Annotated in this window: 20 protein-coding genes; 14 read left to right on the plus strand and 6 right to left on the minus strand. The window is 72.1% G+C overall.

Features of this window, described 5'->3' with window-relative positions:
• Positions 1 to 14: 14 nt before the first annotated feature.
• The 8 genes from ACZ4NB_RS03825 to ACZ4NB_RS03860 all read left to right on the plus strand — a co-directional run bounded on the left by ACZ4NB_RS03825 (position 15) and on the right by ACZ4NB_RS03860 (position 7347).
• A complete protein-coding gene (locus tag ACZ4NB_RS03825; RefSeq protein WP_467658077.1) occupies positions 15 to 1250 on the plus strand; it encodes an acyl-CoA dehydrogenase family protein in 1236 nt (411 codons plus the stop codon).
• Positions 1247 to 2323: a bifunctional MaoC family dehydratase N-terminal/OB-fold nucleic acid binding domain-containing protein gene (locus tag ACZ4NB_RS03830; RefSeq protein WP_467658079.1), complete on the plus strand. Its 1077-nt coding sequence runs from the start codon at positions 1247 to 1249 to the stop codon at positions 2321 to 2323. The genes ACZ4NB_RS03825 and ACZ4NB_RS03830 overlap by 4 nt, the downstream gene beginning before the upstream one ends.
• A gap of 1 nt (position 2324) precedes the next feature.
• On the plus strand, positions 2325 to 3455 hold the full coding sequence (locus tag ACZ4NB_RS03835) for an acyl-CoA dehydrogenase family protein (RefSeq protein ID WP_467658080.1): 1131 nt from the start codon (positions 2325 to 2327) through the stop codon (positions 3453 to 3455).
• 44 nt (positions 3456 to 3499) lie between these two features.
• Positions 3500 to 3892 (plus strand): MaoC family dehydratase, encoded by a 393-nt coding sequence (locus tag ACZ4NB_RS03840; RefSeq protein WP_467658225.1) that lies wholly within the window; start codon positions 3500 to 3502, stop codon positions 3890 to 3892.
• Complete coding sequence (locus ACZ4NB_RS03845) at positions 3889 to 5055, plus strand: lipid-transfer protein (RefSeq protein WP_467658081.1); 1167 nt, start codon at positions 3889 to 3891, stop codon at positions 5053 to 5055. Before ACZ4NB_RS03840 ends, ACZ4NB_RS03845 begins: the two co-directional genes overlap by 4 nt.
• 161 nt (positions 5056 to 5216) lie before the next feature.
• Complete coding sequence (locus tag ACZ4NB_RS03850) at positions 5217 to 5750, plus strand: SigE family RNA polymerase sigma factor (protein WP_467658082.1); 534 nt, start codon at positions 5217 to 5219, stop codon at positions 5748 to 5750.
• Positions 5751 to 5880: 130 nt separating this feature from the next.
• Positions 5881 to 6813, plus strand: a complete 933-nt coding sequence (locus ACZ4NB_RS03855; protein ID WP_467658083.1) for a TIGR03620 family F420-dependent LLM class oxidoreductase — start codon at positions 5881 to 5883, stop codon at positions 6811 to 6813.
• Between the two features lie 171 nt (positions 6814 to 6984).
• Complete coding sequence (locus tag ACZ4NB_RS03860; RefSeq protein ID WP_467658085.1) at positions 6985 to 7347, plus strand: peptidoglycan-binding domain-containing protein; 363 nt, start codon at positions 6985 to 6987, stop codon at positions 7345 to 7347.
• A gap of 99 nt (positions 7348 to 7446) precedes the next feature.
• Here ACZ4NB_RS03860 and ACZ4NB_RS03865 read toward each other — a convergent pair whose 3' ends face one another.
• The 3 genes from ACZ4NB_RS03865 to ACZ4NB_RS03875 all read right to left on the minus strand — a co-directional run bounded on the left by ACZ4NB_RS03865 (position 7447) and on the right by ACZ4NB_RS03875 (position 8887).
• A complete protein-coding gene (locus ACZ4NB_RS03865) occupies positions 7447 to 7656 on the minus strand; it encodes a hypothetical protein (RefSeq protein WP_467658086.1) in 210 nt (69 codons plus the stop codon).
• Between the two features lie 134 nt (positions 7657 to 7790).
• On the minus strand, positions 7791 to 8042 hold the full coding sequence (locus tag ACZ4NB_RS03870; RefSeq protein WP_467658087.1) for a DUF397 domain-containing protein: 252 nt from the start codon (positions 8040 to 8042) through the stop codon (positions 7791 to 7793).
• Positions 8039 to 8887, minus strand: a complete 849-nt coding sequence (locus ACZ4NB_RS03875; protein ID WP_467658088.1) for a helix-turn-helix domain-containing protein — start codon at positions 8885 to 8887, stop codon at positions 8039 to 8041. Before ACZ4NB_RS03875 ends, ACZ4NB_RS03870 begins: the two co-directional genes overlap by 4 nt.
• A gap of 112 nt (positions 8888 to 8999) precedes the next feature.
• Here ACZ4NB_RS03875 and ACZ4NB_RS03880 point away from each other — a divergent pair, with 112 nt between their 5' ends.
• From ACZ4NB_RS03880 to ACZ4NB_RS03895, 4 genes are all read left to right on the plus strand, one after another.
• Positions 9000 to 9410, plus strand: a complete 411-nt coding sequence (locus tag ACZ4NB_RS03880) for an ATP-binding protein (protein WP_467658090.1) — start codon at positions 9000 to 9002, stop codon at positions 9408 to 9410.
• A 1374-nt stretch (positions 9411 to 10784) separates the two neighbouring features.
• On the plus strand, positions 10785 to 11426 hold the full coding sequence (locus ACZ4NB_RS03885; RefSeq protein ID WP_467658091.1) for a DUF6313 family protein: 642 nt from the start codon (positions 10785 to 10787) through the stop codon (positions 11424 to 11426).
• Positions 11427 to 11498: 72 nt separating this feature from the next.
• Positions 11499 to 11876, plus strand: coding sequence for a hypothetical protein (locus tag ACZ4NB_RS03890; protein WP_467658093.1), 378 nt, complete (start codon positions 11499 to 11501; stop codon positions 11874 to 11876).
• A 214-nt stretch (positions 11877 to 12090) separates the two neighbouring features.
• Complete coding sequence (locus ACZ4NB_RS03895) at positions 12091 to 12936, plus strand: hypothetical protein (RefSeq protein WP_467658094.1); 846 nt, start codon at positions 12091 to 12093, stop codon at positions 12934 to 12936.
• Between the two features lie 29 nt (positions 12937 to 12965).
• Here ACZ4NB_RS03895 and ACZ4NB_RS03900 read toward each other — a convergent pair whose 3' ends face one another.
• Together ACZ4NB_RS03900 and ACZ4NB_RS03905 are read right to left on the minus strand one after the other, a co-directional pair.
• Complete coding sequence (locus ACZ4NB_RS03900) at positions 12966 to 13736, minus strand: response regulator (RefSeq protein ID WP_467658095.1); 771 nt, start codon at positions 13734 to 13736, stop codon at positions 12966 to 12968.
• Positions 13733 to 18085: a HAMP domain-containing protein gene (locus tag ACZ4NB_RS03905; RefSeq protein ID WP_467658097.1), complete on the minus strand. Its 4353-nt coding sequence runs from the start codon at positions 18083 to 18085 to the stop codon at positions 13733 to 13735. The genes ACZ4NB_RS03900 and ACZ4NB_RS03905 overlap by 4 nt, the downstream gene beginning before the upstream one ends.
• Positions 18086 to 18209: 124 nt before the next feature.
• Between ACZ4NB_RS03905 and ACZ4NB_RS03910 the strand changes: the two genes are divergently transcribed.
• Both ACZ4NB_RS03910 and ACZ4NB_RS03915 read left to right on the plus strand, forming a co-directional pair.
• The gene (locus ACZ4NB_RS03910; protein WP_467658098.1) at positions 18210 to 20063 is read left to right on the plus strand and encodes a SpoIIE family protein phosphatase; all 1854 of its coding nucleotides are present in this window, start codon (positions 18210 to 18212) and stop codon (positions 20061 to 20063) included.
• Between the two features lie 180 nt (positions 20064 to 20243).
• A complete protein-coding gene (locus tag ACZ4NB_RS03915; protein WP_467658099.1) occupies positions 20244 to 21893 on the plus strand; it encodes a long-chain fatty acid--CoA ligase in 1650 nt (549 codons plus the stop codon).
• Between the two features lie 424 nt (positions 21894 to 22317).
• Here ACZ4NB_RS03915 and ACZ4NB_RS03920 read toward each other — a convergent pair whose 3' ends face one another.
• Positions 22318 to 26553: a PAS domain-containing protein gene (locus tag ACZ4NB_RS03920; RefSeq protein WP_467658100.1), complete on the minus strand. Its 4236-nt coding sequence runs from the start codon at positions 26551 to 26553 to the stop codon at positions 22318 to 22320.
• Positions 26554 to 26734: the final 181 nt, after the last annotated feature.

The raw sequence follows: 26734 nt of genomic DNA on the forward strand, positions 1-26734 counted from the left end.
GGGAGGCCGCCGACGTGCACCTCGCCCCCACCGCGCGCCAGGAGCACCTGCGCACCGAACTCCGCTCGTACTTCCGCAAGCTGCTGCCGGACGGGCCGAAGGCGACGGCCGAGGACCCCGAGGCGCAACGCGCGCTGCTGCGCCGGATCGGCGCCGACGGCATGCTGGGCCTGGGCTGGCCGACCGCGTACGGCGGGGCGGGCCGCGGTCCCGACGAGCAGTTCGTCTTCTTCGACGAGGCCCATCGCGCCGGCGCCCCGGTCTCGATGGTCACCCTCAACACCGTCGGCCCGACCCTCATGAAGTACGGCACCCCGCAGCAGAAGGACTACTTCCTGCCGCGGATCCTCAGCGGCGAGATCGTCTTCGCGATCGGCTATACGGAACCGGAGGCCGGTACCGACCTCGCCGCGCTCCGTACCCGCGCGGTGAAGCGGACGGCCGCCGAGGACGAGCCTGGGGACGAGCGCGGATTCGGAGCAGACGACGGGGTCCCCTCAGGCGAGCGCGCCTACTGGCTGATCAACGGGGCCAAGTCCTTCACCAGCAACGCCCACCAGGCCGACTGGATCTGGCTCGCCTGCCGCACCGATCCCGACGCGCCCAGGCACAAGGGCATCTCGATCATCCTCGTGCCGACCGACGCGCCGGGCTTCTCCTGGACGCCGATCGAGACGGTCGGTGGGCTGACGACCACCGCCACGTACTACGACGACGTCCGTGTCCCGGTCGGGAACCTCGTCGGCGAGGAGAACGCCGGCTGGCAGCTGATCACCAACCAACTCAACCATGAACGGGTCGCGTTGGCCGCCCTCGGGATGCAGGCCGAGGACGCCTTCGACGCGGCGCTGGCGTACGCGCGTACGCCGGATTCGGAGACCGGTGAGCGCCCGGCGGACCGGCCCTGGGTGCGGTCCCGGCTCGCCGAGGCGCACGCCAGGCTGGCCGCCACCCGCCTGCTGAACTGGCGCCTGGTCGGCGATGTGGGCGCCGGGACGCTGGGCCCCGGTGATGCCAGCGGCGTGAAGTTCGCGGGGACGGAGTCCACCGTCGAGGTCTACCGGATGTGCCAGGAGGTGGTCGGCGACACCGCCCTGGTGCGGGCCGGTTCGCCGGGCGTCTTCCGGGACGGCGAGCTGGAGCGGATGAACCGCGCGGCGCAGATCAACACCTTCGGCGGCGGTGTGAGCGAGGTCCAGAGGGAGATCGTCGCGACGATGCGGTTGGGGATGCGGAGGGGGCGTCGGTGAGCGGTCCACACGGCCGGGAAGAGCGGTACGAGCAAGGCGAGCGGTACGAGCGCGACGAGCTGTACGAGCGGTTGAAGAGCTTCGAAGGGCGGGCGTCCTCCACCGCGGGCGTCGGAAAGGACCTGGTCAACGTGCCGATGATCAGGCACTGGTGCGAGGCGATGGGCGATGCGAACCCGGCGTACGACGGGCCGGACGCGATCGCCCCTCCGACCATGCTCCAGGCATGGACGATGGGCGGGCTGTCGGGCCACAGCGCCCGCTCGGGGGCGTACGACGAGCTGTCGGGGCTGCTGGACGGCGCCGGATGCACCTCGATCGTCGCGACGGACTGCGAGCAGGAGTATCTGCGGCCGCTGCGTCCGGGCGACCGGATCACCTTCCGCGGGGTGATCGAGTCGGTGTCCGCGCGCAAGACGACCAAGCTGGGGACCGGGTACTTCATCACCACGCGGATGGACATCTGGGCGGACGGCGAACCGGCGGGGACGCACCGCTTCCGCGTCCTCAAGTACGCGCCCGCCGCATCGAGAACTCCTACGGGGACTTCCACGCGTACTCCGTCGAGGGCGGCATCGAGTACTGCATCGAGGACCGCATCCAGTACTCCGTCGAGGACCCCCAAGGCCAGGCGGCCCCGTCCGGTGGTCAACCGGGACAACGCCGGGTTCTGGGAGGGCGTCGCCGGGCACCGGCTGCTGATCCAGCGCTGCGGCGGCTGCGGCGAACTGCGCTTCCCGTGGCTGCCGGGCTGCGGTGCGTGCGGTTCGCCCGAGTGGGACACGATCGAGGCGAGCGGCGCCGGCACCGTCTATTCGTACGTCGTGATGCACCATCCGCCCTTCCCGGCCTTCGACCCTCCCTACGCCGTCGGGCTCATCGAGCTGGCGGAGGGCGTGCGGATGGTCAGCAATGTGATCGGAGTGCCGCACGACAAGGTGCGGATCGGGATGCCCGTGCAGCTGGAATTCCTGCGGGTGGACGAGGAGTGGGAGCTGCCGGTGTTCCGCCCCGAGGGCTCGGTGGCTCGTAGTGGGAGTCAGGCGCGCCCCGAGGACGAGGTGGCGGGCTGAGATGGACTTCACGCCCACGGAGGAGCAGCGGGCCGCGCGCGAGCTGGCGGCCGAGATCTTCGGCGATCTGTCCACGCCCGAGCGGCTGGCCGGACTGGGTACCGTCACCGACGCCGAGCTGTGGAAGGCGCTGTGTGCGGCCGGTCTGCCGGGCGCGGTCGAGGAGACCGGGCTGCTGGGGCTCGCGCTGCTGCTGGAGGAGCAGGGCCGTACGACGGCGCAGGTGCCGTTCGCCGCGAGCTGTGTGTACGGCCTGCTGGCGATCGGCGCGTACGGGAGCGCGGAGCAGCGGGCGCGGCTGCTGCCGGGGCTGCGGGCCGGTGAGTCGGTCGTGACGGGGGCCTTCCCGGCCCGGCGCGCCGGCGTACGGACGGAGACGGAGACGGAGACGGGGGCCGAGGCGGGGGACGGGACAGGGGTCGGGGCGGGGGCTGCGGCGATGGCCGCGGTGGGGGCCGGCGGGACGGCGCGGCTGACCGGTGCGGTCCCGGTGGTGCCCTGGCTGCGCGAGGCCACGCATGTCCTCGTGCCGGACGCCTCGCGCAGGCTGTGGCTCGTACGCACCGACGACGCCGGCGTGCGGCGGGAGCCGGTCGAGACCACCGCACCGTGGTCGGCGGCCCGGCTCACCCTGGACGGTGCGTCCGGCGAGCGGCTGGGCGGGGCCGATGCCTACGCCGGCACGCTGGCCGCCGCCCGCACCGCCTTCGCCGCCCTCCAGGCCGGTGTCTGCGCCGGCTCCCTCGCCCGCGCCGTGTCCCACACCACCACCCGCGAGCAGTTCGGACGGCCCCTCTCCACCAACCAGGGCGTCCTGTTGCGGGCCGCCGACGCGTACATGGACACCGAGGCGATACGGGTCACCGCGTACGAGGCGGCCTGGCGTCACGACGCGCGACTGCCCTGCGCCGAGCATGCGCTGACCGCCGCCTGGTGGGCGTCCGAGGCGGGCAAGCGCGTGGTGCACACCGGCCAGCATCTGCACGGGGGCATCGGCGCCGACGTCGACCACCCCGTCCACCGGCACTTCCTCTGGGGCCGGCAGCTCGATGCCCACCTCGGCTCGGGTTCACAACTCCTCGAAGAACTGGGGGACTTGATGGCGAGCGACAGAAGCGAGGTTCAGGCGTGACGACCGGCGGCGAAAAGGGCATCAAGACCGACGGCGGGACGGGCATCAAGCCCGGCGACGAGCTGCCACCCCTGGAGATCCCCCTCACCCGCACCCTGATCGTCGCCGGAGCGCTCGCCTCCCGCGACTACCAGGACGTCCACCACGACATCGAGGCGGCCAAGGACAAGGGCTCCCCGGACATCTTCATGAACATCCTCACCACCAACGGGCTGGTCGGCCGCTACCTCACCGACCACTTCGGGCCCGGTGCGGTGCTCCGTACCGTCGCCATACGGCTCGGCGCCCCCAACTACCCCGGCGACACCATGACGTTGACCGGCACGGTCACCGCCGTCGACGGCGACACCGCCCAGGTGCGGATCACCGGCGCCAACGCCCTGGGCAACCACGTCACCGGCACGGTCACCGTGAGCCTCCCGGAGGGCACCGCATGAGCCTGCACCGCCCCGACTCGCTGTCCGGACGGGCCGCCATAGCCGGTATCGGCGCCACCGAGTTCTCCAAGGACTCCGGACGCAGCGAACTCAAGCTCGCCGTCGAGGCCGTCCACGCCGCCCTCGACGACGCCGGGCTGACCCCGGCCGACGTCGACGGCCTGGTCACCTTCACCATGGACACCAGCCCCGAGATCACCGTCGCCCAGGCGGCCGGCATCGGCGAGCTGTCCTTCTTCTCCCGAATCCACTACGGCGGCGGCGCGGCCTGCGCCACTGTTCAGCAGGCGGCCCTGGCCGTCGCCACCGGTATCGCCGAAGTCGTCGTCTGCTACCGCGCGTTCAACGAGCGCTCCGGGCGCCGCTTCGGCTCCGGGGTCCAGGAGCGGCAGCCGTCCGCCGAGGGCGCGGCGCTCGGCTGGAATCTCCCCTTCGGCCTGCTCACCCCCGCCTCCTGGGTCGCGATGGCGGCCCAGCGCTACCTCCACACCTACGGTCTGACCCCGGAGGCGTTCGGGCAGGTCGCCGTCGTCGACCGCCGGCACGCCGCCCGCAACCCGGCCGCGTACTTCTACGGCAGGCCACTCACCCTCGCCGACCACGCCGCCTCCCGCTGGATCGTCGAACCGCTGCGGCTGCTGGACTGCTGCCAGGAGACGGACGGCGGCCAGGCGATCGTGGTGACCAGCCCCGAGCGGGCCCGCGATCTGCGCCACCCCGCCGCCGTGATCACCGCCGCGGCGCAGGGTGCCGGCCGCGCCCAGGAGCAGATGACCAGCTTCTACCGCGACGACCTGACCGGCCTGCCGGAGATGAACGTGGTCGCCCGCCAGCTCTGGCGCACCTCCGGCCTGGCCCCCGCCGACATCTCCGTCGCCATCCTCTACGACCACTTCACCCCCTTCGTGCTCATGCAGCTGGAGGAGTTCGGCTTCTGCGCGCCCGGTGAGGCCGCCGACCTCGTCGCCGCGGACACGCTCCCGCTGAACACCCACGGCGGCCAGCTCGGCGAGGCGTATCTGCACGGGATGAACGGCATCGCCGAGGCCGTCCGCCAGCTGCGCGGCACGTCCCCGAACCAGGCTCCCGACGCCGCCCATGTGCTGGTCACGGCGGGTACGGGGGTGCCCACGTCGGGGTTGATCCTGGGCCGGGACGGCTGAGGGGCGCGGGAGGGACGGCTCAGGGGCCCGGGTGGGGAGGGCTGAGGGCTGGTCCCCCCAAAGGAGGTGGGATGGGCCCTACCCGTACAACTTGAGGCGGAGAGCGCTTCGGCACCTGGGGGCGATCCCCTGAACCCCCCCTCGCTTCTAGCGTTGAGCCCATGACCACGCCAGTGTGCACAAGAGCTTCGACCGCTGCTGTGTTCCCGTCGTTCTCGTCCTATGTACGGGCCCGGGGGCCGGTCCTGCTGCGCGCCGCGCGGTCGCTGTCCGCCAACCCCAACGACGCCGAGGACCTCCTCCAGACCGCGCTGACCAAGACCTATGTGGCCTGGGAGCGCATCGAGGACCACCGCGCCCTGGACGGCTATGTCCGCCGCGCGCTGATCAACACCCGCACCTCCCAGTGGCGCAAGCGAAAGGTCGAGGAGTTCGCCGTCGACGAGCTCCCCGAGCCGGACCCGCTGCCGGCCCCGGACCCCGCCGAGCTGGAAGGGCTGCGCGACGCGATGTGGCGGGCGGTGATGCGACTGCCGGCCCGCCAGCGCGCCATGGTCGTCCTCAGGTACTACGAGGACCTGAGCGAGGCGCAGACCGCCGAGGTCATGGAGGTCTCGATCGGCACGGTCAAGAGCGCCGTCTCCCGCGCCCTGGCCAAACTCCGGGAGGACCCGGAGCTGGCCGTGATCCGCTAACCCGGGGGACACTCGTGCGCCCGCCCTATGCCAGCGTCAAGAGCGGCCTACGGGGCGAATAGGCCCGTCATTTTGGCCACCGCACCCCGCGCGCCCGTCGGCGCCGCCCACCCGCCGGTACACACAAGTCATGACCGTCGACCTCGACCATGACGTCCACCCCGACCTCAACGACCTCGACCACGGCCTGAACCTGGGACGCATCGGCGTCTGGAGTCTGGCCTTCACCCACGGGGAGCGCGGCGAGGCCCGCGACGCCGCGGCGGAACTGGAGGAGCTGGGCTACGGCACGCTCTGGCTCGGCGGCAACCCCGGGGGCAATCCCCGCGGCGACCTCGTCACGACGACCGAGCTGCTGGCGGCGACGGAGCGCACGGTCGTCGCGCCCGCCTGCGTCTCCATCTGGCATCAGCCCGCGCCCGAGCTCGCCGCGGCGTACCACGCCGTACCCGGCCGCCGACGCGGGCGGCTGCTCCTCGGCCTGGGGGTGAGCCACTCGCAGGTCGAGCAGCGCTACCACCGGCCGTACACGGCGCTCAGCGGCTATCTCGACGCGCTGGACGGCTCGACACCGCCGCTCCCCAGGGCGAGGCGTTTCCTCGGCGCCCACGGCCCGAGGATGACCCGGCTCGCCGCCACCCGGGCCGCCGGCGTCCAGCCGCATCTCACCGTCGCCGACCACACCGCCCACACCCGGAAACTCCTCGGCGACGGCCCGCTGCTGGCTCCCGCGGTGTCGGTGATCCCGGAGACCAGCCCGTCGGCCGCCCGCGCCACGGCCCGCGCCGCCCTCGCCCCGTACCTCGCCCAGCCGAACTACGCCAACAGCTGGCTGCGCTCCGGCTTCACCACGGACGACCTCGCGGCACACGGCAGCGACCGCCTCGTCGACGCCGTCTTCGCCTGGGGCACCCCCGAGCGGATCGCCGCCCGCATCGCCGAACGCTTCGCCGCGGGCGCCGACCACGTAGCGGTCCAGGTCGTCACGGACGGCCGCCGCCCGTACACCTTCCCGCGCGCGGCATGGCGCACCCTGGCCGAGTTACTCCTCAACACGTCTTGAGGTACGGCCGGTTGGGCGGAGCACATCCGTGTTGCCGCACGGGGCAGCGCGGATGTCACCCACAGGGGTGCAAGTGGGCGGCAGCGGCGTAGCGGACCGCTCCCGAAGCCAGCCTCTTTGTGGAGCTCCTGTCCGGGAGATCTGCAAAGACCTGGGGGGAAGGAACCTCACATGCGTACACGTCAGCGCGCCGTATTTGCTGCGGCGGCTGCCTTGAGCGGGCTGTTTCTGACACTGGCTCCGGCCGCCTCCGCCACGCCGGTCACGGCGCGGGGCACCACTTCGGTGGCCGACGCGTCCCGATTCTGCGGCTACTACAGCGGATCTGCCACCACCCGGCGTGGTGACCATGGCGACCGTGTCAGGGAGATCCAGTGCGTGATCAACGCCTGGAACGGTGGCTCACCACTGGCCGTCGACGGGAACTTCGGCCCGCGCACGGAGAGCTGGGTGGTGTATTTCCAGGACGTGCGGGGTCTCCGGGTAGACGGCGTCGTCGGGCCGCAGACCTGGGCCTCCCTGCGCGCGGTGTGACCGGCGCTGCCGCATTGAACCTGTCCGATCAGGCGCTCTTTCACGACCCGTCGGACAGGCCCTGACAACCGGGCCGGGGGTGGTGATCGCCCCTGGCCCTCACTCGGTTTCGGCGGTGGTGGCGTCCGTCGCCGTTGTCGTCATCGTCGTCGTGCCGGTGGCCGTGGCTGTGGCCGTGGCCGATGCGGGTGCCGGGGCACTGCCCTCGGCCGCGGCCAGGCTCTCGCGGCGCTTCTGTGCCAGCTCCGCGGCGAACTTCTCGGACTGCAGCCGCATTTCCGCTTCCGCCTTCAGGTCGAACTGCCGCACCGTGGCTCCCCCTTCTGCCGTTTGCCGACAGCGTTCCCGCCACGGCCGCGCCGACCCCGTCGGCGGCACGAAGGAAGCCCTCGGCAGTTGCACGCCCGGCCGCTATGCGCCGTTGCGCACTCCCCGGCGCCCGGTCAGCGCGCGGAGTCGGCGGCGTACGCGACGAAGTCGACCCAGGAGGCCGGCGGGAGGTGCAGCCGCGGCCCATCGGGGTTCTTGGAGTCGCGGATGTGGATGGTGGAGGGGGTGGCGGCGACTTCGATGCAGTCGGTGCCGTCGCTGCTGTCGCTGTAGCTGCTCTTGGTCCAGGCGATCTCGATGCAGTCGTTGTTGTCGCTGCCGCTGTAGCTGCTCTTGATCCACACGCCCGTAGGCCGGAGCGTCATGTCTCTCCCCGCAGTTTCTCGATGAAGGCCAGTGACTCCCGTGGCGTGAGAGCCTGGGATCGGATGATCCCATACCGTAGTTCGAGGACTTGCACCTCTTTGGGCTGTACGACCACGCGGCTGGTGAGCTGTGCCTCCGAGTACCCCACGGTCGACCCATCCCTGAGCTTCAACAGCTGGACCTGTCCACTCATCCCGGCATGGTCCTCGCGCTCCGTCGGCATCACCTGGATCTCCACATGTCTCAACTGGCCGAGTTCCAGGATGCGTTCAAGCTGGCGGCGCAGCACCATTTTGCCCCCGATGGGCCGTCGTAGCGTGACCTCTTCTTGGACGAATGTCAGCGTCGTGAGCGGCCGTCGGTCGAAAATCCCCTGGCGCGCCATCCGGGCTGATACGTGCCGCTCAAGGTCGTCCTCGGTGAGGGCGGGGCGGCGCACGTCGTACAGCGCCCGTGCGTATTCCTCGGTCTGCAGCAAACCATGCAGGTTGTGGTTGCCGTACGCGCCGAACTCGACTGCCTCGGCCTCCAGCTTGGCCAGGTCCCGCACCTTCTTCGGGTACCTGGCCTGTTCCACGTCCCTCTTCATCGCGGCGATCTTCCCGGCCGCACCCAAAACCTCGTCGGCCTTGTCGAGGAACTCCGGCCGTGGGATGCGCACGCCGCGCTCGATCTTGTAGATCAAATTCTCCCCATACCCCATCGCCGCCCCGAACTCGGCCGGCCGCATACCCGCGGCCTCCCGCCACAGCTTGAGCTGGCGTCCGACCGCCTCGACAACGGCCTGCGTCTCGTCCTGCGGGGTGACGTCCCAACCCGCCTCGTCTTCCCCGTCAACGTTCATCCGCATCCACCTCCTGGACAGCGGGGACACGCCTGGCCAACCTCAGGACAGTGACCCTGCGTACTTGCGCTATCACTTTGCAGGGTAAACGCGCCCGACCACGCTGAGTGACATGAATCAGCAAATCGCCGAGACCGAGCTTCGGTTCAGGGTCCAGCTGTCGGCCACCCGTCGAGGGGCCCGCCTTGCGCGGCTGCTCGCCGTCGAGCAACTCCGGGTCTGGGGAGTGCCGTTCGAGCGGCCCGCTCAGGTCGTTGCCGAGCTGGCCGCGAACGCCGCCTCCCATGGGCGCGTGCGGGGGCGTGACTTCAGGATCGTGCTGGCCTTTGACGCGGACACGCTCCGTGTCGAGCTGGTGGACGCGCGCGCCGACCGGAGCCCGGTCCAACAGGCTCCGGGGCTAAGGGAGTCCGGTCACGGCCTGATCCTCGTCGATGCGCTCGCCGATCGCTGGGGGACCTCGCAGGGCCCCGTCCCCTGCAAGACGGTCTGGGCTGAGTTCGATCTGCCGATGTGGGGATGACCGGCGGCCGGAGACTCGGCCTGCGGCGGTTCGGCCCCGTAAAAGACCAAATAACCCCAGGGATAAAGAACCAACCCACCAAACCCAACCGGCCGGCTCACTCGCTTGGGTGATGAGGGCCCGGAGGGCTGGCATCCGCATATGCCAACGTTGCAGGCTCGGACACAGCACGACCGACAGACCGCCCGTAGACATGCGACGGCCCTCGGTCGGGACTGGCATCCCGGATCGAGGGCCTGACCACCAAGGAAGAAAGCCCTTCCTGATGGATACACAGCAGCTTAACGCGACTTCGCGTCCCCAGTACGTCATTCGACGATCCCCGTCCGGGGTTCACAAGGTCACCGAGTTCCAGGAGCCGGGGCACACGATCGTCGGCAATCACCTGGTCCAGCACAGAGAGCTGTCGGGCCTTGCGATCGGGCTCGGGGCGCACATCCAGTCGCTTCCCGAGGGCGCGCCCGTCGACATCCGTACGCTCGCCAAGAGGTTCCCCGAGGGGCGGGACCGGATCGGCGCTGCCCTAAGGGAGTTAGAGGCTCATGGCTACCTGGAGCGGGTTCGGTGGCGGACCGATGACGGGCGGATCGTCACCGTCACCATCTCGTACAACAACCCGAAGGCCACCCGGGCCCGCCGAGCCCGCGAGGCGGCCGAGCAGGAGAAGCGCCGTGCCGCGGTTCCGGTGAAACCCGAGCCCGCACCTGAACCCGCTCCCGAACCCGCACCCGCACCGAAACCAGCGCCCGCACCTGAGCCGGCTCCCGCACCTGAGCCGGCCCCCGCACCTGAACCCGCACCCGTGCCCGTACGGAAGACACCCCCGCCCGCCCTCCCGCAACCCCGCGACCAGCGAGAACGTCACCCCGTCGCGGCCGCCCTCCTCGCGAACCTGCGCCGTGACGACCCCCGCCTGCTGCTCTCCGTGCAGGACGTCCACCGCCTCGCTCCGTCCGTCGCTGCCTGGCTGGAACGCGGCGTGGACCCGGAGTCCGTACGCCAGGCCCTGACCACAGGGCTTCCGCAGCCCCTCCGCAGCCCAGCGGCCCTGATCGCCCACCGGCTCGCCAAGGGGCTGCCGCCGCCCCTCCCGGCAGCGGCTCCCGCCGGCCCGCCGCGCGCCCAGCTCCTTCCGTTCCAGACCTGCGAGGGCTGCGAACGGGCCTTCCGCGCCCCAGCGCCCGGCCGCTGCCGCGACTGCCGCAGTGAGCCGCAGCCGGAGGGCGGGCGGCCCCCACATGATCGGGGGTCCGGTGACGCCAACTCGCCTGGCCAGGTTGGCGGTTGTCCGGATCTGGCGCTTCCCGAATGTCTAGACTCGGGGCATAGAGCGAGGCAATGGGGGCGTAGTTGAACAACCCGATCCCTATACCCATGGATCTGGCGCTGCCGCCGACGCGCCCCATGGGGCGGTTGCGGCGGCTGTGGCGCTCCAGGAAGGCGCTGGCCGGTCTGACGCAGTGGATCATCGACTGGGGGCTGCCCTTCGCGGCGGGCATCAGCGTCCTGTACGTCTTCGCCGCACGGGCGGCGAGCCCCAGCAAGGTGTACAGGACGTTCACCCTGATCGATGCGCCGGAGCACGCCCTGCTGTGGCTGGCGTCCGTCATCGGCTGGCTGGCCGTTCCGGCCGTCCTCGGTGGGGTGGCCGGTCATGTGATCGCCACCCGTATCCAGAGCGTGAAGTCCATCGCGACGAGCACGCTGTTCCAGCGGCGCGGCTGGGGGGACAGGCTCCGTCCGCCGTCGCGGATCGACTACCTGGGGGGCTACTTCCACGGGACGCTGGCGGAGCAGGTCTTCGTGGACGCCTTTGTGCGGATCGCGCATCGCAACGACTGGGTCAAGGCGCAGGACCACTGGGAAGTCATCATCAGGGACACGATGAGCACGCAGCAGTTCTCCAAGCTCGACCGGCACGAGTGCCTGCGGCAGGCGCAGGACGCGACGCTCATCCATATGCGGCCGCCGGCGCTGGTCGGGCTGTGTGCGGTGTGCGTGGCGCGGAAGCCGTGAGGGGGCCGTGGCGGTGAGCCGTACCGGGCGTGGACGTGACGATGGGCGTGGTGGAGAGGGTGGCGGTGGCTGATGCAGGCGGAGAGCGCGGTGGAGATCGTCCGGGCCTCGCTGGCCCTGGCGTTTCCCACCGCTACGGATGAGGGCCTGACCAGGGCCGCGGAACTGGTGCTGCGCTGGGGCTCCGAAGGGGTGGGGGTCCAGCTGGAGCCGGATCTGGCGGAGCGGATGCTGCTCGACCTGATGGCGGTCGCGGGTCAGGAGCCGCGCGAGTTCGAGGCAGCGCGGGCGCCGCGTACGGATCTCACCTATGTCGAGCCCGCGGCGAGCCGCGCGTGGAGCCGTACGGCCGAGACGCGGGACGACGGGCTGCCGTTCATTCCGCGGCCTCCCGAGCGTCCGGGGCGGGGCCGGTTCCGCGGCGGGTGGGGCCGGAGCGGGCGCGGCTGACCCGTAGGGGAGCCGACCCGTAGGGGCGCTGTCAGTGGCGTCCGCTTCAATGCCTGCCATGAGCGAGCAGAACGGCGTGGGCGAGCCGCGCGATCAGCGCGATCAGCAAGAGCTTGATGAAATCCTTGCGGTCGTCCATCGCCTGTCCTGGACGGGTACGGGCGATCTGCGGTGTGAGGAGGCAGGGCACCCGGAGGGACATGCGTGTCTGTGGGTGCCTTCGGGCCGGGACGGCTTCGCCGACCTCCACGAGGCCCTCAGCGGACGTTACGGGCAGCCGCGCAACCTTGTGGTGGACGGGTACGCCGATCCGACCGTGACCCGGCGAACGGGGCTGGGGCTCCTGGCTCCCTTCGGCGAACGGCTCGTCGCGATGCGTGCGTGGGCGCACGGGAGCCGGTGGATCGGCTGCGGTACCGCCCGTTTCGACGACGGCATACGGCCCGTGGTGCTCGTCGCGGAAGGGCAGGACCCGGCGGCGGAACTGTCGGATGGATCTTCCTGGTTGTCCGGGGTCGTCGCCGTTACGGGGTGGGACGTCACCGGCGTGCGTACGGTCGACTGGGCGGAGACCGAGGACCGGCTCGGAACGGCTCTTCCCAGCGACTACAAACGCCTCGTCGAACTGTTCGGGGACGGCGCCTTCGACGAGTACCTCCAGATGCACATACCCGGGTCCTGCTTCCAGAGCACCGACATCGTCCGGCACACCGAGTGGTTGAGTGAGTGGAAGCGCTCCAGCCAGAGCGGTCTATGGGACCCGTACGAGCTGTACCCGACCCCCGGCGGGCTGCTGCAGTGGGCGAGCACGGAGCAGGCCGACGCGTTCTTCTGGCTGACCGAGGGCGCCGATCCTGACAGATGGCCCATCCTGATCACGGAGGACATCCCTGATTCCTGGGTGCGTTTCGACGGTACGACCACCGAGTTCATCTATCGCATGCTCACCGACCGGCAGCACCCGTTCGCCACGGCCCGCTACTTCGACAGCCACTGGTTCGAGAGCTACGGGAGTGGCGAAGGCGAAGGGAGTGACGGGAGTGATGGGGGTGGCGGCTAGGCGTGCCCCATTCCCCGGGGCATCGGCGGCTACCCCGTCTTGTCGGTCAGCAGCCGTCCCACCGCCTCTTCCAACTGCGCGATGCGGTCGGCCAGGTCGGCCGCGGCGCCGTCGTCCGTCATGGCCTCGCCCGTCTCGGCGGTGCCGGTCTCCGGGCCCGACTCGCGGCCGGCCTTGTCCCGTAGGAGGAATTCGAGCTGGGCGAGCTGGGCGGCGACCTCCGCCAGGCGGGTGGCCTCGGCGGACGCGGTGGCGACGGCGGGGCGCTCGCTGTGTTCCTCGGGTGCGCCGTCCTGAGGCGTCGTGGCTGGCCCCGCGGTCTCTGCCGCCGGGCCGCCGGGGCGGCCGCCGTCCGAGGTCAGCAGGCGCCTCAACTGCTCTGCCTGGGCGGCCAGTTGGCGGTTCTTGCGGTGCAGTTCGAGGAAGACGTTCACCTTCGTCCGCAGCAGCCACGGGTCGAAGGGCTTGATGAGGAAGTCGGCGGCGCCGACCGTGTAGCCGCGGTAGGCGTAGTTGGGGTCGACCGAGGCGCCGGTCAGCAGGATGATCGGCACGTCCTTCGTCTGGTCCAGCCCCTTGATGTTGGCCGCCGTCTCGAAGCCGTTCATCCCCGGCATCAGGACGTCGATGAGGACCACGGCGAACTCCTCGCGGAGCATCGCCTTGAGGGCCTCCTCGCCGGACCGGGCGCGGACGACCTTCTGGGTGAGGGAGCCGAGGACCGCCTCCAGCGCCACGAGGTTCTCCTCCATGTCGTCGACGATGAGGATGCTCGGTGCGGTGTCCGGTGTCGTCGTCATGACCGCTGCCCCGCCGTTCCCCGGTCGTCCGGGTCCGCGCCCGCGCCGACGTCGGCCTCGTCACAGGAGGGGTCGGAACTCGGCGGGGCGCAGCTCTCGGGGTCCAGGAGCGTGCAGATCACGGACAGCAGGCGGTCCACGTCCACCGGTTTGGGGATGTAGTCGTTGGCGCCGCTGTCGATCGCCTTCTCCCGGTCGCCCGGCATGGCCTTCGCGGTGAGGGCGATGATCGGCAGGTCCGCGAAACGGGGGGCTTGTCGGATCGCCTTGATCATCTCGTAACCATCCATTTCGGGCATCATGATGTCCATCAGCACCAGCGAGACGTCCGGTGTCCGGTCGAGGACCTCCAGGCCCTCGCGGCCGTTCTCGGCGTACTTCACGCGGATGCCGACCCGGCCCAGTACATGTGTGAGCGCGAAGACATTGCGGATGTCGTCGTCGACGATGAGGATCCGGCGGTCGGCCAGCACCTGGCCGGGGCGTCCGCTGAGCCAGTCCTTCAGGCGGGTGGTCTCGGGCCAGGTGACATCGCCGCCGTCGCCGTCGCGGGGTCCCGTATGGGGCGCCGGCTCGTGCGCGCGTGCTTCCTCGGTGGCGAAGACGTCGCCCTGGGGCGAGCCCTGGTCCGGCCGGGGGCGGGTGGTGGGCATGGGCCTGGTCGCGAGCTGTTCGGCGAGGACGGGGCGGGGCGCGGGGGCGGGGCCGCCGTCGCTGAGGGCGGGGAGCGGGGCGGTGTAGCGGGCGGGCACGTACAGGGTGAAGGTCGAGCCGACGTCGGGCACGCTCTCGGCGGTGATCCGGCCGCCGAGCAGCGCCGCCATGTCGCGGCTGATGGACAGGCCGAGGCCGGTGCCGCCGTACTTGCGGTTGGTGGTGCCCTCGGACTGCTGGAACGCCTCGAAGATGTCGTCGAGTTTCTCGGGCGGGATACCGATTCCGGTGTCCTTGACGGAGAAGGCGAGGACGTCTGCGGCGGTGTGCAGGGGCTCCTCCTCGAACTCCGATCCCGGCACGCGCCGGACGAGGAGTTCCACGCCGCCGGAGGCGGTGAACTTCACGGCGTTGGACAGCAGGTTGCGCAGGATCTGCTGGAGGCGCTGCTCGTCGGAGAACAGCTCCTTGGGGACGTCGTCGCCGACCTGGACGTCGAAGGTGAGGCCGCGGTCGACGGTGAGCGGCTTGAAGGTCGCCCGGACGTAGTCGAGGAGCTTGATGAGGGGGAGCGGCTTGGGGTGGACGTCCATCCTGCCGGCCTCGATCTTCGACAGGTCGAGGATGTCGTTGATCAGCTGGAGGAGGTCGGAGCCGGCGCGGTGGATGGTGACGGCGAACTCCACCTCCTGCGCGGAGAGCCGGCCCTCGGGGTTGTCGGCGAGGAGCCGGGAGAGCACCAGCAGGGAGTTCAGCGGGGTGCGCAGCTCGTGCGACATGTTCGCCAGGAACTCGGACTTGTACTGGGACGACGTCGCGAGCAGCGCGGCCTTCTCCTCCAGCTCGGCGTTGGTCAGCTGCAGCTCGTCGGAGCGCTGGCGCAGCTCGGCGGTCAGCCGCTGGGACTCCGAAAGCAGCGACTCGGTACGGGCGTTGGCGATGATGGTGTTGATCGAGACGCCGATGGTGTTCACGAACTGGTCGATGAAGGCCAGGTGCACCTCGCTGAAGCGGCTGAAGGACGCCAGCTCGATGACGCCCAGCACCTGGTCCTCGAAGAGGACCGGGAGGACGACGATGCTGGCGGGGGCGGCGGCGCCGAGGCCGGAGCTGATGGTGATGTAGTCGGGCGGTACGGCGTCGACGACGATGCGCTTCTTCTCCATGGCGGCCTGGGTGATCAGCCCCCATCCGGGGGTGCCCAGGCGCAGCCGCGGAAGTGAGCGGCGGCCTTCGGGCTGGCCGGTGCCGTAACCGGCGATGAGTTCGAGGCCCTCACCCGGCTTGGCGCCTGCCTCGGCCAGGAAGAACGCGCCGAACTGGGCGTTCACCAGCGGGGTCAGCTCGCGCAGGATCAGATCGGCGACCTCGACCAGGTCGCGGTGGCCCTGCATCAGGCTGGCGATACGGGCCAGGTTGGACTCCAGCCAGTCCTTGGCGCGGGTGGTCTCACGGAGGTTGGAGACCATCAGGTTGATGTTGTTCTTCAGCGCGGCGACCTCGCCCTGGGCCTCCACGGAGATCGAGCCGGACATATCGCCCTGGGTGACCGCGCTGGCCACCTCGGCGATCGCGCGGACCTGCGTGGTCAGGTTGAGCGCCAGGTCGTTGACGCTGGTGGTCAGGCGCTTCCAGGTGCCGTAGACGCCCTCGACCCGGGCCTGGCCGCCCAGTTGGCCCTCGCTGCCGACCTCGCGGGCGACGCGGGTGACCTCGGAGGAGAAGGAGGAGAGGGTGTCGACCATCGTGTTGATGGTCGTCTTCAGTTCCAGGATCTCGCCGCGGGCGTCGACGTCGATCTTCTTCGACAGGTCGCCCTTGGCGACGGCGGTGGCGACCTGGGCGATGTTGCGGACCTGGGACGTCAGGTTGTCGGCCATGGAGTTGACGTTGTCGGTGAGGTTCTTCCAGACGCCGGACACGCCGTGGACCTGGGCGCGGCCGCCCAGCCGGCCTTCGGTGCCGACCTCGCGGGCCACCCGGGTCACCTCGTCGGCGAACGCCCGCAGCTGCTGGACCATGGTGTTGACGGTCTCCTTCAGCTCCAGGATCTCGCCGCGGGCGTCGACGTCGATCTTCTTCGACAGGTCGCCGTTGGCCACCGACGTGGTGACCTGGGCGATGTTGCGGACCTGGGAGGTCAGGTTCAGCGCCATGGAGTTGACGTTGTCGGTGAGTTCCTTCCAGACCCCGGAGACGCCCCTGACCTGTGCCTGACCGCCCAAGTTGCCTTCGGTGCCGACCTCGCGGGCGACGCGGGTGACCTCGTCGGCGAAGGCGGAGAGCTGGTCGACCATCGTGTTGATCGTGGTCTTGAGCTCCAGGATCTCGCCCTTCGCCTCGACGGTGATCGTCTTGCCGAGGTCGCCCTCGGCGACGGCGGTGGCGACCTGGGCGATGTTGCGGACCTGGGTCGTCAGGTTGTCGGCCATGAAGTTGACGCTCTCGGTGAGGTCCTTCCAGACCCCGGAGACGCCTCTGACCTGGGCGCGGCCGCCGAGCTGGCCTTCGGTGCCGACCTCGCGGGCGACGCGGGTGACCTCGTCGGCGAAGGCGGAGAGCTGGTCGACCATCGTGTTGATCGTCGACTTCAGTTCGAGGATCTCGCCCCGGGCGTCCACGGTGATCTTCTGGCTCAGGTCGCCGTTGGCCACCGCCGTGGTGACCTGGGCGATGTTGCGGACCTGCCAGGTCAGGTTGGACGCCATGAAGTTGACGTTGTCGGTGAGGTCCTTCCAGACCCCGGAGACGCCTCTGACCTGGGCGCGGCCGCCGAGCTGGCCTTCGGTGCCGACCTCGCGGGCGACGCGGGTGACCTCGTCGGCGAAGGCCCGCAGCTGGTCGACCATCTTGTTGACGGTCATCTTCAGCTCCAGCAGCTCGCCGGTGGCCTCGACCGTCACCTGCTGGGTCAGATCGCCGCGCGCCACCGCCGTGGTGACCACCGCGATGTCGCGCACCTGCGCCGTCAGCCGCGACGCCATGGTGTTGACCGCCTCGGTCACATGCAGCCAGTCGCCGGAGAGCCCCTGGACCTTGGCGCGGCCGCCCAGCCGGCCCTCGGTGCCGACCTCGCGGGCGACGCGGGTGACCTCGCCGGTGAACAGCGAGAGCTGGTCGACCATGCGGTTCACGCCGCTGCCCAGGCGGCGCAGATCGCCGTGCAGCTGGCGGTTGCCGTCGTGCAGGTCGACGTGCTGGGTCAGATCCCCGTCGGCCACCGCGTCCAGCACCCGGGTGGCCTTGGCCAGCGGCACGACCAGCGCTTCGAGCACGGTGTTGGCCGCTTCGATGTTCGTCGTCCAGGTCCCCTGCCCGGGGCTGGCGGAGATCCGCTCGTCCAGGCGGCCCTGGCGCAGGATCTCGCCGCGTACGCGCTGCAGCTCGGAGGCCAGATGGACGTTGCGGGCGACGATCTGGTGGAAGACGCCGACCATGTCGGCCAGCACACCGTCCGCCGTGCCGCCGTTCGGAAAGCTCTCCACGTGGGTGGTGAAGTCGCCGTCACGCAGGGCGTTCATCGCCGCGAGCAGCGGCCGCAGCTCACTGGTGCGCACCCACTGCCCGCCCCCGTCGGGCCCGGCGCCGGCGGGCGGTGACGGCGCGGCGGCGGGCGACGGCGCGGTGGGCCGCGACGACACGGAGCGCCCGGCGGGCGCGGAGGCGGATTCGGGTGGGGGCGGGTCGAGAGCCATGGCGCACCATCCCCCGGTGGTCGTTGTGGAGAGGTCCCATTCCTGCAGAATGATCAATTTGGCCGGATATGACATAGTATAAAGCGCTCGTAATTAGTTTTTCCCGGCACACTCAGGGGGCGCAGTGGCGGCGCTGTCCTCCCCGTACGCGACGGAATCCGTGTCCCGGAAAGGGCTGCCCGCCAATCAGCTGGCGGCTTCCGGAGCACGGAAATTCGTGCGTGCACTGCTCACCGAACGGGCGGGCGCGCCGCCCGCCACGGCGGGCCCCGGCGCCGCGGCGATCAGCTCGGAGCTCATCCACACCGCGGTGCTGCTCACCAGCGAGCTGGTCACCAACGCCGTGATGTACGCCGGCACGGACATCGACGTCACCTGCCGCCTGGAGCACGGCCCGCCGGCCGACCCCGAGACGGGCGCCGGCCGGGCGAAGGTGGGCGTGGTGGTGGAGGTCTCCGACCGCCACCCGGCCCGGGGCGTACGCGGTGGCGTGGACGCCCGGACCGGTGAGCCGGGCTACGGTCTGCAGCTGGTCGGCGCGCTGGCGGAGGCATGGGGGGTGACCTACCGCAGGTCGGTCAAGACGGTCTGGTTCCGGCTGGAGGCGACCGAGGGGGAGCCCGCACGCGTCGGCGCCGGGGCCGAGCCGCGCGGCGCCGAGCCCCCGGTGCGCCTGGCGCACCCCGCAAGCCGGCGCGGCCAGGTGCACGGGCACCCCGCCGAGTGGGCCGACCGCGGTGGCCCGTCGTTCCTGGCCGAGACCAGTGAGCTGTTGGCCGGGCAGCTCGACCAGGACATGGTCACCGCGCTCGCCGCCCAGCTGCTGGTGCCCCGGCTCGCCGACTGGTGCGCCATCTGGCTGAGCGTCGAGGGCGGCGGAATGCAGCTCTCCCGCGTCTGGCACGTCGACGAGCGGCGGATCAATCCGCTCCGCGCCGACCTGGAGAGCGAACCGCCCGTCGACATGGTCCGCACCGCCGGCACCCCCTGGCCCTGGCCGGATTGCGCCGGCGCGGCCCCTTCGGGCGGCTCCGCACTCGCCTTCCCCCTGGTCGCCCGGGACACCGACCTGGGCGTGCTGCTGCTCGGCCGGTCCGGGCATCTGCAGATGACCGACACCGTGGTGCGGATGGTCGAGGACGTCGCGCGCCGGGTGGCGCAGGCCGTGTTCACCGCCCGCCAGTACACCCGGCAGACCACGATCAGCCTGGCGCTCCAGCGCCGGCAGCTGCCCGCGTCGCTGGCCAGCATCGTCGGCGTGGACACCGCGATCGTCTACGAGCCGCACGGCGAGGGCCAGACCGTCGGCGGCGACTTCTACGACGTCTTCCCGATGGGCGACCGCCGCTGGTGCTTCCTGCTCGGCGACGTACAGGGCAAGGACCCGGAGGCGATGTCCGTCACCGGGCTGGCCCGGCACCTCGTACGGCTGCTGGCGCGCGAGGGCCATGGTGTCGAGTCCGTGCTCGGACGGCTGAATCTGGCCATGGCGGAGGAGAGCGCCGAGGCGGTGGAGCTGGGCGGCGAGCAGGCCACCTCCCGCTTCCTGAGCCTGCTCTACGGCGAGCTGGCGGTCGACCCCGGCGTGCCTGGCGCGCACTGCACGGTCGCCAGCGCCGGCCATCCGCCGCCGCTGCACATGTTCCTCGACGGCGCCGTCGAGGCGGCCTCCGATCCCCAGATGCTGCTGGGCATCGACGAGGGCACCGAGTACCACGCCAGCTCCTTCGACCTCGCGCCCGGCGAGACGCTGCTCTGCGTCACCGACGGCGTCACCGAACGCCGCTGCGGCAACTGGCAGTTGGACGACAACGACGGTCTGATCGAGGTCCTCAAGGAAGGCGCGGGCCTGGGCGCCAAGGCGCTGGCCGAGCACGTCCGGCGCGCCGCGCACGACTTCGGCACCGGTCCGGTCGAGGACGATCTGTCGGTGCTGGTCCTCCAGGCTGCGCCGCCGACGGTCGAGCCGCGACCCTGAGCGGCGAGCCGCCTGCCCGGTCCCGGTTTATCCCATCCTTGCTGATCAGCGGCCGCCCGCGGGCTCGGACACGGTATCGAGAGCTGGCAAGAAACACACCCCCGGGGGCGTGACATACCGATCGGTATGCGTCGACAATCGCAGCACCACTACCCGCCCGTAACAAAGCGGAGGCACCCGGTGCTGAGCACGATGCAGGACGTACCGCTCACCGTTTCGCGCATCCTGGACCACGGCTCGACGGTCCACGGTGCGTCGCAGGTCATCACCTGGACCGACGGTGAGCCGCACCGGCGCACCTTCGCCGAGATCGGCCGCCGGGCCGCGCAGCTGGCCCACGCGCTGCGCGAGGAGCTGTCGGTGGCCGACGACGAACGGGTCGGCACCCTCATGTGGAACAACGCCGAGCACATGGAGGCATACCTCGCCATCCCCTCCATGGGCGCGGTGCTGCACACCCTCAACCTGCGGCTGCCCGCCGAGCAGCTGGTGTGGATCATCAACCACGCCGAGGACCGGGTCGTGCTCGTCAACGGCAGCCTGCTGCCCCTGCTGGCACCCCTTCTGGCCCACCTGCCCGAGGTCGAGCACATCGTCGTCGTCGGCGCGGGCGACACCTCCGTCCTCGACGGCGCGCGGGCGCGGGTGCACGACTACGAGGAGCTGCTCGCCGGGCGGGAGGAGACCTACGACTGGCCGGTGACCGACGAGCGGGCGGCCGCCGCCCTCTGCTACACCTCCGGGACCACCGGCGACCCCAAGGGCGTGCTCTACAGCCACCGTTCGCTGTATCTGCACTCGATGCAGGTCAACTCCGCCGAGGCGTTCGCACTGACCTCGCGCGACATCACCCTGCCGGTCGTGCCGATGTTCCACGTCAACGCCTGGGGGCTGCCGCACGCCGCGTTCATGGCCGGTGCCTCGCTGCTGATGCCGGACCGCTTCCTGCAGCCCGCGCCGCTCGCCGAGATGATCGAGACCGTGCGGCCCACGGTCGGCGCCGCCGTCCCCACCATCTGGCAGGGCCTGCTCGCCGAACTGGACGCCCGCCGGCGCGACGTCGCGTGTCTGCGCACGGTCGTCATCGGCGGCTCGGCCTGCCCGCCGACCCTGATGCGAGGCTTCGAGGAGCGGCACGGCATCCGTGTCGTGCACGCCTGGGGCATGACCGAGACCTCTCCGCTGGGCTCCGTCTCGCACCCGCCGGCCGGGGTGAGCGGCGCGGAGGAGTGGGACTACCGCGCCACCCAGGGCCGCCTCCCGGCGTCCGTGGAAGCCCGGCTGGTCGGGCCCGGCGGCGAGCTGCTGCCGCACGACGGCACGTCGGCCGGCGAGCTGGAGGTCCGCGGACCGTGGATCGCGGGCGCCTACTACGGCGGCGCACAGGGCGAACCGCTGCGCCCCGACGACAAGTTCAGCCCCGACGGCTGGCTGCGCACCGGCGACGTCGGCACCATCACCCCGAACGGCTATCTGACCCTGACCGACCGCGCCAAGGACGTCATCAAGTCCGGCGGTGAGTGGATCTCCTCCGTCGAGCTGGAGAACCATCTGATGGCGCACCCGCATGTCGCCGAGGCCGCGGTGGTCGCCGTACCCGACGACAAGTGGGGCGAGCGGCCGCTGGCGACCGTGGTGCTCACCCCGGACGCGACCACCGGGTACGAGGAGCTGAAGGCGTTCCTCGGCGAACGGATCGCGCGCTGGCAGCTGCCCGAGCGCTGGGCGGTGATCCCGGCGGTGCCCAAGACGAGCGTGGGCAAGTTCGACAAGAAGGTGCTGCGCAGGCAGTACGCGGACGGGGAACTGGACGTCACCCTGCTGGCCTGAGCCTGAGCCTGAGCCTGAGCCTGAGCCTGAGCCTGAGCCGGGGCCGGGGCTGGAGGCCGGAGGCCGGGTGGCCGCGGCGCGAAGGGCCGGGTGTCCGCAACGGGGCGCCCGGCCCGGATGCGGTGCCGGGGCGCGGCCGGCCCCTGGTGCGGTGCCGACGCACGGGCGCGACTGGTCCGTGGTGCGCGCGCCCGGCACGGCCCCGATAAGGCTGGCACCGAGCCCATGGTCGACCGTCCGTGGTGCGCGCGCCCGGCTCTGATCCTGTGGTGCCCTACCGGGTCGGCGGCCGACGGGAATACCGCCTCTTCCCACCACGTGCGGGAATACCGCCTCGCCCCACCAGGTTGTGGCCCCGCAGGGGGCCCTCGCATCCCCTACGGGTTCTGTTCCCCCGCCCCCTAGGGCCCCTAGGCCCCCAGGCTCAGTTCGTGCCGATCTTCGCCAGCAGGTCGACGATCCGGGCCTGCACCTCGGCGCTCGTCGAGCGCTCCGCGAGGAAGAGCACCGTCTCCCCGGCCGCCAGCCGCGGCAGCTGCGCCGGGTCCATGTCGGCGGAGGTGTAGACGACCAGCGGCGTGTGGTCGAGCAGGCCGTTGGCCCGCAGCCAGTCGATGATGCCGGCCCGTCGCCGGCGCACCTGCATCAGGTCCATGACGACGAGATTCGGCCGCATCTGCGTCGCCAGGGTGACCGCGTCGCTGTCCGCACCGGCCCGTGCGACCTGCATCCCGCGCCGCTCCAGCGAAGCGGTCAGCGCGCCCGCGATGTCGTCGTTCTGCTCGATCAGCAGCACCCGCGGCGGATGCTGCTCGCTGTCCCGCGGCGCCAGCGCCTTGAGGAGCACGGCCGGGTCGGCGCCGTACGCCGCCTCCCGGGTGGCCTGCCCCAGACCGGCCGTCACCAGGACCGGGACCTTGGCCGCGCCCGCCGCCTGGCGCAGCGACTGCAGCGCGGTGCGGGTGATCGGCCCGGTCAGCGGGTCGACGAAGAGCGCCGCCGGGTACGCCGCGATCTGCGCGTCCACCTCCTCCCGGGAGTTGACGATCACCGGGCGGTAGCCGCGGTCGCTGAGCGCCTGCTGGGTGGCGACGTCCGGCGCCGGCCAGACCAGCAGCCGGCGCGGATTGTCGAGCGGCTCGGGCGGCAACTCGTCGTCCATCGGCATCGGCTGACGGTCCATCACCTCTATGGCGCCGTTCGGGCCGTCCAGCGGCTCGGGGCCCTCGCTGCCCTCGTCGGGCGCGGAGATCGCAAAGGCGCGGCCCTCGCTCGCGTCCATCAGATGCGGCGGCTGCGGCTGGGCCGGCTGCTTGGGCTGCGCGGGGACCGGGCTCCGGTCCGGCTGCGGCGCCGGCTGCGGCTGCGGTGCGCCCGGGTGCGGGCGCGCCCCGTCCGGCGCGGAGTCGGCCGCGAGGGCGCGCTCACCGTCCCGCGGGGGCGCGGCGAGCTTACGGCGGCGGCCCGAGCCGGCGGAGGTCCCACCGGGCGGGGTGCTGCCGGGCGGCGCCGGCGGACGCTGCTGGTCGGCGATCTGCTGGGCGAACGGCACGCCCTGCCCCAGCGTGCGCACGCTGAACGCCCGCCCGGGGTGCCCGTCGTCCTCGGCCGTGGGCGGCAGCGGTTGGCGGTGCGCCGGCGCGGGGGCCTCCTCGGCGGGGCTGGGACGGCCGCGGCGACGACCGGTGGGCGCGGGGGCAGACGGGTCCTGAGGCGTCTGGGGCACGCCGCCGTTCGGGGACGGGGCGACACCGGGCGCCTCGTTGCCCGCTACCGGGCCCATCCCGGGGGCCATACCGGTTCCCGTCCCGGTCGCCGCCGCCGGATCCGGCGCACCGGCCGGCTCGGCGGCCTCGGTGCGCCCGGCCGGATCGGCGTGCTCGGTCGGCTGCGCCACCAGCCCCTCCGGACCCGCCACGAACGTGCCGGACGACTCGGCGTCGGCCATCGCGGCCGCCGCGCGCTCCTCGGCCGCGGCCCGCCGGGCCCGCCGCCGACCGGTCGGCTCGGCCTCCGCCGCGCCCTGCGGCGCATCGGAGTCGGCGGCCGCCTCCAGCTCGTATGCGGACTGCTCCGCGGGCGCCGTCGGCTCCGGGCCACCGGCCACCGGGCGGCGGGCACGACGGCGCCCCGTACCGGCGCCCTCCTGCGCGGGCACCTGGCCGGCGGCCGCGGGCAGCGCGGGCAGCGCGGACTGCGCCGGCTGCGGGGTCCGGTCCGCCGCGGCGGGCGGCAGCGCGAAGGCCGTACGCGCACCGGCGGACTGCTGGGCGCCGGCCGCCGCCTGCACCCGCTCGCCCTGCGCGGCGCGCTCGGGCGCCTCGGCCAGCGCCCGGCGCGCCCGCCGGCCACCCGGCTGGACGGGACCCAGGCCCTGCGGCTGCGCCTGGGCAGGCACCTCCGCCTGGCCGGGTACCTGCGCCGGAACCGGAGCGGCGGGCTGACCGGGAGCCGGGGCCTGCCCCGGAACGGCGGCCCGGCCCGGCATCTGCGGACGGGCGGGAACGGGAGTCGGCGCCGAGGGAGCGGCGCCGGCGGTCGGTCCGCCCGCCGCGGGCTCCTGAGGGCCGGCGGTCGGTCCGCCCTGCTGCTGGGGCGCCCGGCCCGGGCCGGCCGGCAGCGCGGGCAGCCCGCCGCCCTCCGTGGCGTCCTGCCGGGCCCGCCGCCGGCCGGTCGGCGGTACCGCCTCGGCCGCCGCCATACCCGGCGGCAGCCCCGCACCGTCCGTGCCCGTCTGCGGGCCGCCCGCCACCGCGGCGCCGTCCTGCGGACGCGCCTCCGGGCCGGCCTCGCCCGCACCACCGGGAACACCGGCACCCTGCGTACCGCCGGCCGCCGGGCCGTTGCCCGCCGCCGTGGCCGGTGCGCCCGAGGCCGCGTTCTGCTCCGTGCCCGCGCGCCGGGCCCGCCGACGACCGGTCGGCTGTGCGAGGGGGGCGAGGGGCTCACCGGCCCCGCCCGTGGCACCGTCACCCTGCGCCCGGCCCTCGGTGCCCTCGGCCTTGTCCGCGGGCCCCTGGGCGCCGTTCGCCGCGTCGCCCTGCGTGCCCCGCGCACGGGCCGCCGGTACCGGCATCACCGTCGTCTCGTTGCCGGTCGGCGCGTCCGCCCGGTCCGCGCCGGCCGTCGCCGCGCCGTCCACCGCCACCGGCAGCTCCAGCACATACGCGCTGCCGCCCGCACCGGGCCCGCCGCCGGGCACCTCGTGCGTCTGCATCAGCCCGCCGTGCTGCCGCACGATCCCGCGCACGATCGGTTCATGGACCGGGTCACCGCCGTCGAACGGCCCGCGCACCTCGATCCGTACGACATCGCCGCGCTTGGCCGCCGCCACCACGATCGTCGAGTCGCCCGGGATCGCCCCCGTGCGCCCGCCCGCGCCGGGCGCGGCCTCGCCGACCGGCATCCGGCCCGTGGAGTCCACCCCCGCGACATCCGCGATCAGATGCGACAGCGCCTGCGCGATCCGCTCCGGGTCCACCACCGCCTCTATCGGCGGGGCATGCACCGCGAACTGCGCCCGGCCCGGCCCGATCAGCTCGACCGCGCCCTCCACACCCGCCGCGACCACCGCGTCCAGCGACACCTGGGTGCGGCTGAGCTTGTCCTTGCCCGAGTCCAGCCGCTGGTAGCTCAGGACGTTGTCCACCAGCGTCGTCATCCGGGCGTGACCGGCCGCGAGATGGTGCAGGATCTGGTTCGCCTCGGGCCACAGCTGGCCGGCCGGATCGGACGCGAGCGTGCCCAGCTCGCCCTTGAGCTCCTCCAGCGGCCCGCGCAGCGCCTGGTCGAGGACGGCGAGCAGCTGGGCGTGCCGGGCCGCCAGCGCGTCGAAGGCGCGCCGATCGGTGAAGGTCATCACCGCGCCGACCAGCTGGTCGCCGTCCCGCACCGGCGCCGTCGTCAGATCGACGGCCACCGCGCGCCCGTCCTTCGCCCACAGCGCCTGACCGCGCACCCGGTGCTTGCGCCCGGACTTGAGCGTGTCGGCCAGCGGCGTGTCCTCCCACGGCAGCGCCGACCCGTCCGACCGCGAGTGGTGGATGAGCGGATGCAGCTCCTTCCCGCCCAGCTCACTGGCCCGATAGCCGAGGATCTGCGCGGCCGACGGGTTGACGAGAACGACCTTCCCCTCGGCGTCGACCCCGACCACGCCCTCGGCCGCGGCCCGCAGGATCATCTCGGTCTGCCGCTGCTGGCGGGCCAGCTCGGTCTCGGTGTCCAGCGTGCCGGTGAGATCCCGTACGACCAGCATCAGCAGCTCGTCGCCCGTGTAGCCGTTGCGGTGATCGGCGTACGCGGCCTCGAAGGCGCTCTCGTACGGGGTCCGCCCGTCCTCCAGGTTGGCGCTGGTCACCTCGACCAGCAGCTCGGTGCCGTCGGTCCGCCGCGCGACCATCCGCGTCGGCTTCGTCCGCTGCCCCTCGATCTCCTCGTCCCGGCGCCGCATGGAACCCGGGATGCGCTTGGAGTCGAAGGACGGCAGCAGATCCAGCAGCCCGCGCCCCACCAGTGCCGTACCGGGCGCCTCGAAGGTCTCCAGCGCGATGGTGTTGGCGTTGACGACCGTGCCGTTGCAGTTGACGAGCAAGAGCGCGTCGGGGAGGGCGTCGAGTATGGCTGCGAGGCGAGCAGCGCCTCGGGATGGCCTGCTGCTCACGAGACGCTTCCCTCCTGTTACCGCACCGTGCCGACCCACCGTGGCGGATCGCTGGGATGGAGTCTACGGGCACTTGCCCGCGACGCGGAGGCGGATGACGAGGAGGTAATGCCACGGCCGGGGGCGACTCGCCGCACGCCCGACATGTGCCCCTCGTCCTGACCTGGCGCGCTACTGCGGC

The sequence above is a fragment of the Streptomyces sp. NPDC026575 genome (assembly GCF_055567415.1).

Coding starts and splice junctions, on each gene's coding strand:
- ACZ4NB_RS03835 (WP_467658080.1), top strand. CDS start 2,325: ATGGACTTCACGCCCACGGAGGAGCAGCGGGCCGCGCGCGAGCTGGCG.
- ACZ4NB_RS03845 (WP_467658081.1), top strand. CDS start 3,889: ATGAGCCTGCACCGCCCCGACTCGCTGTCCGGACGGGCCGCCATAGCC.
- ACZ4NB_RS03850 (WP_467658082.1), top strand. CDS start 5,217: ATGACCACGCCAGTGTGCACAAGAGCTTCGACCGCTGCTGTGTTCCCG.
- ACZ4NB_RS03855 (WP_467658083.1), top strand. CDS start 5,881: ATGACCGTCGACCTCGACCATGACGTCCACCCCGACCTCAACGACCTC.
- ACZ4NB_RS03860 (WP_467658085.1), top strand. CDS start 6,985: ATGCGTACACGTCAGCGCGCCGTATTTGCTGCGGCGGCTGCCTTGAGC.
- ACZ4NB_RS03870 (WP_467658087.1), bottom strand. CDS start 8,042: ATGACGCTCCGGCCTACGGGCGTGTGGATCAAGAGCAGCTACAGCGGC.
- ACZ4NB_RS03875 (WP_467658088.1), bottom strand. CDS start 8,887: ATGAACGTTGACGGGGAAGACGAGGCGGGTTGGGACGTCACCCCGCAG.
- ACZ4NB_RS03880 (WP_467658090.1), top strand. CDS start 9,000: ATGAATCAGCAAATCGCCGAGACCGAGCTTCGGTTCAGGGTCCAGCTG.
- ACZ4NB_RS03885 (WP_467658091.1), top strand. CDS start 10,785: ATGGATCTGGCGCTGCCGCCGACGCGCCCCATGGGGCGGTTGCGGCGG.
- ACZ4NB_RS03890 (WP_467658093.1), top strand. CDS start 11,499: ATGCAGGCGGAGAGCGCGGTGGAGATCGTCCGGGCCTCGCTGGCCCTG.
- ACZ4NB_RS03900 (WP_467658095.1), bottom strand. CDS start 13,736: ATGACGACGACACCGGACACCGCACCGAGCATCCTCATCGTCGACGAC.
- ACZ4NB_RS03905 (WP_467658097.1), bottom strand. CDS start 18,085: ATGGCTCTCGACCCGCCCCCACCCGAATCCGCCTCCGCGCCCGCCGGG.